Source organism: Croceivirga sp. ABH4_376, assembly GCF_056160685.1.
In genome coordinates this window covers 1-10,397 of record NZ_JBSWXQ010000014.1, presented here as the reverse complement: position 1 = coordinate 10,397, position 10,397 = coordinate 1, and the positions used below count along the sequence as shown (strand labels likewise).

Genomic DNA, 10,397 nt, shown 5'->3' with positions numbered 1-10,397 from the left:
CGATGCTTACGAGGGATCCGGAAACGAGGGTATCACCCCTGAGGACACGGACCAAGACGGTACACCAGACTATGTAGATGAGGATAGCGATAACGATTTGGTACCGGACAGTAACGAGGGGCACGACTTTGATTATGATGGGGAGCCGGACAACACCTATACGGGGGTTGACACTGACAATGACGGATTGGACGATGGCTACGAGGGAAGTGACGTTAACGACGGTTATGACGTAAACGATGAGATAGAAGACCCATCGACCGATTTACCGGATACGGATGGTACGGAAGACGTGAACTACCGTGACCTGGACGATGACGGGGACGGAATAGACACCCCTGACGAAGATGCGAACGGAGATGGCGACCCTACCAATGATGATTGGGATAATGATGGTACTCCAGATTATTTAGATCCAGATTTGGAACCAGTTACGGTTGATCCAGAGAAAATTGAGGTAAATCAGTTGCTTACCCCAAATGGTGATGATAAAAATGAATTTTTGTTCATTAGAAACGTAGATAAAGCAGTTAACAACAATCTGCAAATTTATAATAGATGGGGAGTGTTGGTTTATGATGGTAAAAACTATAATAACATTAACAACACATTTGATGGGCGTTCTAGAGGGCGTTCTACGTTAAGTGCAAATGATTACTTGCCAGCGGGTATTTATTACTACATATTTGAGTATGATCATGCAGATTCTGGAGAACATGTTGTGGATAGCAGTTATTTATACATTAGCAAATAATATGGAAACGAAATTTAAAATGAGGAATATAATTATAGGGTTAATATTTGCTGTTGTTTCAATGCATTCTATTAGTGCACAACAAGATGCGCAGTATACGCAGTACATGTTCAATACCTTAACGGTAAATCCAGCCTATGCAGGATCAAGAGGCCAGCTTACCGCTGCAGCTCTGTATAGATCACAATGGGTTGGTTTAGAAGGTGCGCCAGAAACTTTTACGTTAAACCTGCATTCACCTATTAGAAATAGTAGAATAGGCTACGGTATTTCCTTGGTAAACGATAATATAGGAGATGGTACGGTGCAAGAGACTTACTTAGATGCTACTATTTCATATACCATAGATGTTGCTAGAGATGCTAAATTATCTTTTGGTTTAAAAGGTGGCGGAAATATGTTGAGTTTAGACTTTCAGAAATTGAGAAATTTTGATGAGGAAGTTGTTGCCCAAGATAATATAGACAACCAGTTTTCACCAAATTTTGGGCTTGGCGTTTACTATCATACAGATAAGTTTTATGCAGGTTTATCTGCACCAAATATTCTAGAAACAGAATATTTTGATAACGATAATACAGATGCCAATTCAGTAAATTTTTTAGCAACAGAACGTATAAACTTTTATTTCATAACAGGGTATGTTTTTGATTTAAATGGTAATTTAAAGTTTAAACCTGCCTTATTGACCAAAGCCGTTGGAGGCGCCCCTTTACAGGTAGATGTTTCTGCGAATTTTTTATTCAATGATAGATTCAGTTTTGGAGCCGCTTATCGGTGGGACGCCGCTTTAAGTGCATTGGCAGGATTTCAAATTACGGATCAACTAATGTTGGGGTTAGCATACGATAAGGAAACCACGGACCTTGGTACTAGAAGGTTTAATGATGGGTCTTTTGAAATTTTTCTCCGATTTGAATTGTTAAAACGTTTTCAACGAACTATAAGTCCTCGTTTCTTCTAAAAAAAAGCTGGTATGATTTCTAAAAGAATAATTTCTCTTAGCATTTGTTTACTTGCTATATGGGGTATAACTGCACAAGAAAAGGCGCTGGAGAAGGCCAATCAAAAATACGATGAGTATTCCTTTAGCCCGGCAATCGATATTTATAAAAAAGTTTTAGATAAAGGGTTTACCTCACCAGACTTGTTAAAAAGATTGGGTAATGCCTACTATTTTAATGCAAGGTATTCTGAAGCAGCGGATATTTATGAAAAATTGGTTGCTGAATATGAGGCTGCCGATACCGTTATTACGGCAGGCTATTATTTTAGATATGCACAATCTTTAAAAACGTTAGAGAAGTATGCAGAGTCTGAAGCTATAATGGAAAAGTTTGCTGCAAAAGCTTCTTCAAGTTCTATAAGAAAAGCCTTAGAATCTGATTATATAGCTAAGATTGAAGAAAATTCTGGAAGATACACCTTAGCGTCATTTCCGTATAATTCTAAATATTCAGATTTTGCACCTGCATTTTACAAACAAGGTTTAATCTTTTCATCAGATAGGGATACCGGTAATTTGGCTAGATACAGGCATACATGGAACGCCAAGGATTTTTTGGATTTGTATCAGGTAGATTCAAGCAAGATGGTTAGTAAGGTACCGGGTGAAATAAATACTAAGTTTCATGAGTCAACATCAATTGTTACAAAAGATGGAGAAACAATGTATTTTACCAGAAATAATTTTGCGGATGGTAAACGGGTAAAAAGTAGTGAAGGTACCACCAATTTAAAAATATACCAGGCAAGTTTAGTAAATGGTGAATGGACAGATATAACGGAGTTACCTTTTAATAGCGATGAGTATTCAGTAGCGCATCCAATGCTTAGTCCGGATGAAAAGCAATTGTATTTTGCCTCAGATATGCCCGGTACCAGAGGGGCTTCGGATATTTGGAAAGTTAGAATTGTAGGAGACGGCACGTTTAGCAGTCCTGTGAACTTAGGCGTTAATATTAATACGGAAGCAAGGGAAACTTTCCCTTTTATCGCTAAAAATGATGTGCTTTACTTTTCATCAGACGGTCACCCGGGTTTAGGAGGTTTAGATGTTTTTGCAACAAAAATTGCGTTTCAAGAGTATGATCAACCAATTGTTAATGTAGGTAGGCCAATTAATAGTAAGTTCGATGATTTCTCTTATATCATTGATGACGTTTCCAAAAAAGGGTACTTTTCTTCCAATAGGCTTGAAGGCAGTATGGGAGATGATGATATTTATGCGTTTACAGAGGATATTGCACTTCAATTAGATTGCTTACAAGAAGTTACAGGTACGGTTAGAGACCGTATTTCAAATGAAATATTGATAGGGGCTACCGTAAAGCTTATTGGCGAAGACAACACGGAATTAGCCACTGCCATTACAGATAACCAAGGAAAATACTTTTTAACTTTAGATTGTTCCAAGGGTAATTTTGTTAGGGCATTAATGGAAGGTTACGTGCCTGCAGAAGAATTTTTACCTTCTAGTTATGGTAAACCAAGGATTGTAGATTTTTATTTAGAAAGAGACTTAGTAACTGGCGGTTTTGGAGACGATTTAGCTAAACTGTTACAGCTAAGTACCATCTATTTTGATTTAAATAAATACAACATAAGACCAGATGCAGAAATTGAAATACAAAAAGTAATAGCTGCAATGGAAAAGTATCCTAGTTTACGTCTTAAGGTTAATGCCCACACGGATAGTAGGGGTAGGGACGAATACAATCTATGGTTATCTCAAAAAAGAGCGGAAGCTACGGTAGATTATATGGTTTCTAAGGGTATCTCTAGAGATAGGCTCCAAGGAGAAGGATATGGAGAAAAATTACTGCTTAATAATTGTGATGATGGAGTGTATTGTACCAAAACCCAGCATCAATTAAATAGACGATCAGAGTTTATTATAATGGAGTAATTAACAAAAACATATTTTTAAAAAACGACCTGTAGGGTCGTTTTTTTTTGTTTGGATTTTTATTTCACTTCAATCTTACCTTATTTGATTGTTAATATTAGCCCGTTTACAACAAATATTCTTAACAAAAGATTTGCATAACTACTTTTGAAAGTTGATAGATACCCCCCTAATCTATGATTGATTTTAAAAGAGTTATAGTTTTATTGCCATTAGCACTTATTGTTTTTGCTAGTTATGGTCAAGAAACCTTTTTAGATAGATTTAACAATACTTCCTATTCCAATAACGATGGTTCGCAAAATTTTTCCTCTAATTGGATAGAACAAAGCGATGGCGGTAGTTCGCCTTTTGGGGGTAGAATCACTATATCTAACAATCAACTTAGATTCAGAAATACTGATAACCGATGGATTTATAGGTTTGTTCCGTTGGCTGGAGCAACATCTGCTTCCTTGTCCTTGGATTACAATGCTAATTCGGCCGGTGGTGAAGCAATAGACGTTTTTATTTATAATGCGGATACCAATGGTTGGAACTTCATTCAAAGAATTAATGGGGGTACAGGTACTGTAACCTATAATTTAACCGCAGCAGAGATAGCCTCTAACCCTGCAGTTATTTTTTATCCGGCGGATACCAATTGGCAAGGGAGTGATACTATCTTTATAGACAATGTCCAATTTACCGCTACTTACCAACCAGAACTTAGAGTACAAGATGTAACTGTAAATGAAGATGATGGTACCGCTACTTTTACCGTTGAACATATTGGGGGTAATGCAACAGGCCCGTTTACCGTTAACTATGCAACTAGAGATGGCTCTGCAATAGCAGGTCAAGATTATACAACAACAACTGGTTCTATTAATTTTAGTGGTAATGTTGGTGATGATGATACCTTTTCTGTGCCTATACTTGACGATATTATTTTTGAAGGGGATGAGGCATTTGAAGTATACTTCACCTCTGTTACTAATGCTGGGGTAGATATTACGGATACGGCTAATGGAATAATTTTAGCGAATGACGCATTAATTATGTCAGATGGGGATTCGGCAGATTCTTGTGATGATATATTTTTAGATTCTGGTGGTGTAAATCAATATGCGGATAACTTGGATATTGAATATACCATTTGTCCTGATAATAGCGATAATTATTTGGAATTGGATTTTACACAATTTGATGTAATTCCAGGTGACTTATTATATATCTACGACGGCGATGACACAGATGCGGATTTAATAGGCGCTTATGACAACGATAACATTCCCACACAAATCTTCGCGACCAATGAAGATGGATGTTTAACTTTTAGATTTGTGTCTGACAATAATACCACCGGTAACGGTTGGCAGGCTAATGTTTCTTGTTCGCCACCAGGGCCAAAAATAGCTGTGGAAGATGTTTACATAGATGAAGACGCTGGTACAGCCGTATTTACAGTAACGCATGTAAGAGAACGTCACGGTAGAAATACGTTTTTTGGATTTTTTCACACGCCTTTTACAGTTGATTATACTGTAACCGACGGTACTGCAACTAATGGTGCAGACTATGTCGCCGTAAATGGGACACTTACCTTCAATGGTAGGGTAGGTAATGTACAAACCTTTTCAGTGCCTATAGTTGATGATGGTATTCCAGAGTTGGTAGAATATTTTACTGTTGGGTTCACAGACGCAACAGCACAATATGCAACGGTAGATTATAGTGATACGGCAAGGGGGTATATCAATTCTCAAATTTTAGCGAATGACCCTCTAACCTTGTTTCAAGAATTTGATGGCTATTATGATTACGTTACCACGGGTGGAACTTTGCGTACTAACGATAATAATACAGATGCTTGTAGTATAACTACATCTTCTTCTAATACGTTAATTGCTCCCATACCAAATACAGGAACGGTGGTTAGGGCTTATTTATATTGGGCACATTCTAGTACTACGGTAGACGGAACGGTTACTTTTGAAGGCCAGACTGTAAATGCCAATTATCAATACCAAACCACGCTAACCAATAGAAACTTTTTTGGCTATGTTAGTGACGTAACAAGCATTGTTCAAGGTATAGCAGACCCATCTACCAATGTATATGATTTTTCAGATTTAGATGTAGACAACACTGGCGACTATTGTTCTACGGCTACAGTTTTGGGAGGATGGTCGCTGTTTGTGTTTTATGAGGACCCTAATTTACCTGCGGTAAATATTAATTTGTATCAGGGATTTGATGGTCTAAGCAATGAGGGTACTTCGTTTACCTTAGACAGTTTTTATGCTATTGCTGGTGCGGGAGCTAAAGCTTCTTTTTTATCTTGGGAAGGTGATGCTACTTTGGATGGCAATAGTTCTGGAACAACAAATCCTAATGGAGAAAGCTTAACTGTTACAAACGAAGCCAATCAAACATTTAATTTATCTGGAGATGGTGGCCAAACCGGCAATAATGCCTACAATTCAACTATGTATGATAATACGGTTACTCCAGATTATAATGATACTGCTACCTATGGGGTAGATTTAGATACCTATGATATTTCAACTTACATATCACCAGGAGACTCTCAAGTAACTGCAAACGTTAATGTGGGGCAAGATTTTCTAATTTCTGCTGCTGTAATTTTAAAGGTGCCCTCTAACCTAATTGCAGGTACTGTTTTTGAGGACGTTAACTATCCTGGAGGTGTTGGTAGGAACATGACTAACGCCAATGGTGTTGGTGTTTTAGGAGCTATTGTGGAATTATATGAGGACGATGGTGATTTTGTACGAAGAACCAATACAAACGCTAACGGAGATTATAGTTTTGGAGGTATGGCAGATGGTGATTACTATATAAAAGTAGTAAACCCTACGGTACGTTCTACAAGGCCAAATGGTATTAATTGTACAGAATGCTATCCTGTACAAACCTATAGAAGTTTTGGTAATGCTACCATCAATAATGAAGTTCTTGATGAAATTGGTGGGGCCAACCCCGCAGCCAACACAGATTCTGCCTTAGGTGTTTTTCAAGATTCACAGAGTTTATCTGCAGTAAGTATTGCAAGTAGTGGTGTGGCTAATATCGATTTTGGTTTCAACTTTAATACTATTGTAAACACCAATGAGTCGGGCCAAGGTTCTTTGGAGCAATTCATTATCAATAGTAATAACTTAGGAGAAGCAGGTTTAGATATAGCAGCGAATAGTATTTTTGACCCCGCAGCGGAAGAGGATACTTCCATATTTATGATTCCCCCTACGGGTGACCCCCTAGGTAGAACAGCAGACGCCAACTACCAGGGTGGAGGCTTTTTTGATATTTTTATTAATAACAACACTAATCTTACAGATGTTACCGGAACAAATACCATAATAGATGGTAGAACACAAACCGCTTATTCTGGGGATTCCAATACCGGCGTACTGGGTTCGGGTGGTACAGGAGTTGGGGTTAGCAACACGCTATTACCTACTTATGAACGACCAGAGATTCAAATCCATAGAAACGGGGGCGATTTACTAGACCTTAATGGTACTAATGTTACTGTAAGGAATGTCTCGGTTTATGCCAATAATAATGCTGCAATACGCGTAAGAGGTGGTAGTGCAACTATTTCAAACAACGTACTTGGTGTTAATGCAATTGGTGCGCAAGCAGGTAATATAGACTATGGCGTAGAGCAAACTGCTGGTACGGCAACGATTACCTCAAATTATATTTCTAGAAATTCAGATGCTGGAATCTATATTAATGGTGGCACAGCAAGTAACATCAACCTAAACCACCTTATTTCCAACGGTACAACGGCATGTAATGGCAACATTTTAGTAAACAACGGTAACGCAATTACGATAGCTCAAAATTTATTGGAAAATCCTGGTGCAGCTAATGTTGAGTTGTCTGGGGTAGATGGCGTTATGTTATTAGAAAATACTATTACTGGAGCTGGCCAAAATGGGGGTAATTGTGGTGCCTCCCTAAAGGCCATGGGTGTACTAATTGATGGAACGGGAAATACGGTAAGTCAAAATCGAATTTATACCAATGGCGAAGCGGGTATCGTGGTAAGCAATGGCACCGATAACACCTTAACTCAAAATTCAATTTTTGCCAATGGTACTATTAATCCTAGTTTGGGAATCGACTTAAATGCAGATGAAATTACCTTAAATGACAATGCAGATGCTGATACGGGTCCTAATAATTTAACCAACTTTCCTTTAATCACAGCGGCTTATATTGCTGGCAACGAAATGGTTATAAAAGGATGGGCCAGACCTAATGTGCAAATGGAATTTTTCTTTACGGATGTAAATGAGGGCACCGCGACAGCTGGGGATAATCAATTGGGTACTTCTCAGGATTATGGAGAAGGTCAAATTTACATTGGAACCGTACAAGAAGGTGGGGCACAAGATTTAGATGCCACAACCGCAGGGTATACAGATACAGACGGTAATACAGACAATACCAATCGGTTTCATGTTAGGATTCCATTACCACCAGATACAGAACTGGGAGATATAATAACAGCAACCGCTACGGAGGGTAGTGCAACTTCGGAATTCTCTCCAAGGTCAATTCTAAAAGTAGCTACAGTAATTACAAATCGTAGAATTACCTATCGGGTTAATCAATAAGAAAATAGTCAATTAGCAAGACCTATGAATTCTTACTAGGGTTCATAGGTCTTGTTATTTCTGGGCTAATCGATAAACGACCCATTAAGAAAATTTTAACCTCAGTTTTTATAGGGTATACTTTGTTAAAATGCTGTTACACAACAATTATTTTAAGCTGAATCCTTTTTATACAATTTTTGCATTAAACATAAAATGCCCCAAATCAAGGTTTTTCAAAAAGCATAACGGGTAAACCTTGAGTATTTTAAACACAAACCTATAATGTACAAAAGAAACTACCCCAAAAGAAAGTCTTTATTACCAGTATTACTTTTTTTATTTACTGGTTTTGTATTTGCGCAAACCACGGTTACATTACAAGATCAATGTAATTGTGAGGTGCTAAGTGGAACTGATGTTTCCGCTCCAGGTGTGGCAACACCTGCTGGCGCAGATGTAGGTGATATTTATGTTAATACCAATACCGGCACCATTTATTTCTGGGATGGGGATTCCTGGGAACTTACATCTTCTGATGATCAACAATTACAAAATTTTACTTTTGATAATTCTACTGGTGAGTTATCCCTTTCTTTAGAAAATGGGGGTACGGCTACGGTGGTATTACCAATAGAAACAGTTACTACATTAACAGATACCCTTGGGGCGGGAAATACTATTGGTGAGTATACTAATGAAAATGGAGATGTTGTTACAATTTTAGAAACAATTACCACCATACAAGATAATGGCGATGGTAACATAACTTTCGTAAACGAAGCAGGTACAAGCATTACGGTAGCTAAATCAGCGATTACCGATTTGGGTGGCGGACTTTATCAGTTCACCAATGGGAACGGAACGGATGTTACTTTAGATACCAGAGCATCAAGCAACCCATATGATAATACGACTAGTGGATTAGCTGCTACGGATGTACAAGCTGCAATAGATGAAATCAACGCTGCTGCAGGAACAGTTGCCTTGGTAGACAATGGCGATGGCACGTATGAATTCACGGATGCATCGGGAACAACGACTACAATCAGCGATACAAGTTTAAGTACGGTTGCCGATAACGGAGACGGTACGTATACCTATACTGACGAAGCTGGTAACACTCAGACTATCGATACCAGAGCATCCAGCAACCCATATGATAATACGACCAGTGGATTAGCCGCTACGGATGTACAAGCTGCAATAGATGAAATCAACGCTGCTGCAGGAACAGTGGCATTGGTAGACAATGGTGATGGCACGTATGAATTTACAGATGCATCGGGAACAACGACTACGATCAGCGATACAAGTTTAAGTACGGTTGCCGATAATGGAGACGGAACGTACACGTACACGGACGAAGCTGGCAACACTCAGACTATCGACACCAGAGCATCCAGCAACCCATACGATAATACCACCAGTGGTTTGGCCGCTACGGATGTACAAGCTGCAATAGATGAAATCAACGCTGCTGCAGGAACAGTTGCCTTGGTAGACAATGGTGATGGCACGTATGAATTTACAGATGCATCGGGAACAACGACTACCATAAGCGATACAAGTTTAAGTACGGTTGCCGATAACGGAGACGGTACGTATACCTATACTGACGAAGCTGGTAACACTCAGACTATCGATACCAGAGCATCCAGCAATCCTTACGATAATACCACCAGTGGATTAGCGGCTACGGATGTACAAGCTGCAATAGATGAAATCAACGCTGCCGCGGGAACAGTTGCCTTGGTAGACAATGGCGATGGCACCTATGAATTTACAGATGCATCAGGAGCTACAACTACCATAAGCGATACAAGTTTAAGTACAGTTGCCGATAACGGAGACGGAACGTACACGTACACGGACGAAGCTGGTAACAATCAGACTATCGACACCAGAGCATCCAGCAACCCATACGATAATACCACCAGTGGTTTGGCCGCTACGGATGTACAAGCTGCAATAGATGAAATCAACGCTGCCGCAGGAACAGTTGCCTTGGTAGACAATGGTGATGGCACCTATGAATTTACAGATGCATCGGGAGCTACAACTACCATAAGCGATACGAGTTTAAGTACGGTTGCCGATAACGGAGACGGAACCTACACCT

Annotated in this window: 5 protein-coding genes; all 5 read left to right on the top strand. The window is 39.1% G+C overall.

Annotation, left to right across the window (positions count from 1 at the left end):
- A partial coding sequence (locus ACXAGS_RS15655) for a gliding motility-associated C-terminal domain-containing protein (protein ID WP_474908080.1) occupies positions 1-754 on the top strand: 754 nt, incomplete at its 5' end.
- A gap of 19 nt (positions 755-773) precedes the next feature.
- A complete protein-coding gene (locus ACXAGS_RS15650) occupies positions 774-1,718 on the top strand; it encodes a PorP/SprF family type IX secretion system membrane protein (protein WP_474908078.1) in 945 nt (314 codons plus the stop codon).
- 12 nt (positions 1,719-1,730) lie between these two features.
- Positions 1,731-3,662 (top strand): OmpA family protein, encoded by a 1,932-nt coding sequence (locus tag ACXAGS_RS15645; protein ID WP_474908077.1) that lies wholly within the window; start codon positions 1,731-1,733, stop codon positions 3,660-3,662.
- Positions 3,663-3,838: 176 nt separating this feature from the next.
- Positions 3,839-8,296, top strand: a complete 4,458-nt coding sequence (locus ACXAGS_RS15640; protein ID WP_474908076.1) for a Calx-beta domain-containing protein — start codon at positions 3,839-3,841, stop codon at positions 8,294-8,296.
- 264 nt (positions 8,297-8,560) lie between these two features.
- Positions 8,561-10,397: beta strand repeat-containing protein (locus tag ACXAGS_RS15635; protein WP_474908074.1), on the top strand; the 1,837-nt coding region annotated here is incomplete at its 3' end.

Bases quoted from the DNA above. Each gene is read 5' to 3' on its own strand.
- ACXAGS_RS15650 (WP_474908078.1), top strand. From the start codon at position 774: ATGAGGAATATAATTATAGGGTTAATATTTGCTGTTGTTTCAATGCAT.
- ACXAGS_RS15645 (WP_474908077.1), top strand. From the start codon at position 1,731: ATGATTTCTAAAAGAATAATTTCTCTTAGCATTTGTTTACTTGCTATA.
- ACXAGS_RS15640 (WP_474908076.1), top strand. From the start codon at position 3,839: ATGATTGATTTTAAAAGAGTTATAGTTTTATTGCCATTAGCACTTATT.